At 39.0% G+C, this 1,368-nt stretch carries 1 protein-coding gene; it reads right to left on the bottom strand.

The features are described from left to right. Positions 1-466: 466 nt before the first annotated feature. Positions 467-1,327 carry a type IV secretion system protein gene (locus NPY00_RS06290; protein WP_269021225.1) on the bottom strand — a complete coding sequence of 287 codons (861 nt, stop codon included), beginning with the start codon at positions 1,325-1,327 and terminating at the stop codon, positions 467-469. Positions 1,328-1,368 lie beyond the last annotated feature (41 nt).

The raw sequence follows: 1,368 nt of genomic DNA on the forward strand, positions 1-1,368 counted from the left end.
AATTCATCGATGAGGCACTGTTCTAACCCTCGACTTTCTTTGTAATAATTGCTGATTTGTTCAGCTTTGACAGGTTTTACTTCCTTTTTACTCATATTGCTCCTCGCTGAATTTCGGCGGGTACTGTTTTATTAACAGGCACTCGATTGAAAAGATCTGGTTGCTTCGGCTTTGGCGCCGATGTGCAAGCCGATACGAGCCCTGTCATCAAAATTGCAAAAGTAATTGATTTAATTTCAACATATTTATTTTTCATCAATATTCCTTTTTCACAACTCTTACATTTAGTCCAATACTTTCTTATCAATATTTTTATTTTGATAAGAAATAAATTATCCTCAACACTCTTTTTTCTGAATCTCTTTAAGTTCAGAACCTATTGAAGTACAAAGCAAGGCCGATACGATATATGATCGACTTATTTTGAAGGTATTCTTGAGCGCCTTTTCACTATAGACGCTGTTCCTTATTTTGCATTGATATCCCATAGCCGTCTAAGTGAAAAACCCTTGGCCAAAACATCTGCAACCTTTGATAATTTGATGAGTAGAACGATAGAGATAACGGATAAGATGAGAACACCACCAAGTGCGTAACTCACATTTTGTGTACCATCAAATTTTATCTCTTTAACGTAATTGTTAAAGATATTCATCATGATGCTGAAGATGGTCGAAAACAAAAGAATAAGCAGTCCATAATTGAGGACTTGAGAGATCCATTGTTCGAAAAAGCGATATGTTGGTTGCCAGAGCAGGGCAACAATGAAGAGTGGGCCAAGGCCGGCGAGAAGTGATAGAGCAATTTTGGCCAAGAGTATGAATCCACCACCGATTGCCACCAGAATACTTGTTGAAAGGAGGATAAGGATCCCAAAAAGGCCGTAAATGAGGCCATCAGAACCAAAAAATGCAGCTTCTTCGAAAGCTTCACTGGCCCGATTGAACCCTTGCCCTGCTGCTTGATCAATGAGTCCGGCTGCTACATTATTATCCTTAATATTACTTTTTGTATTCTTTATAAGAGCAGAAACTAATTCATCAGGGACGTCTGTGACGATTTTTGCAATATCTTTTTGATATAGCCCACTTGTGAGGGCGAGTGATGTGATAAGAGCTATGCGAATGCAGCGTCCCATAAAGTTTGCAATGGGCATATCAACGGCTCCACGAATAATGAGCCACCCGTAGAGAATGAAAGAAAGAGTGAGACCCACCGACACAACAGGTGTGATGGCAGAAATGGCTTGTGATGAAATCTCTGTAACGTATTTTTCCGTTGATTGATCAATTTTAGTGAAAAGTTGCGTGAACAGTTCGAAGGCCATGATATTTCTTTCTCATGAGTTTTCAATATTCTCTTTTGGAG

Origin of the sequence: Bartonella sp. F02 (assembly GCF_026929975.1) — a bacterium.
GTDB lineage: Bacteria > Pseudomonadota > Alphaproteobacteria > Rhizobiales > Rhizobiaceae > Bartonella.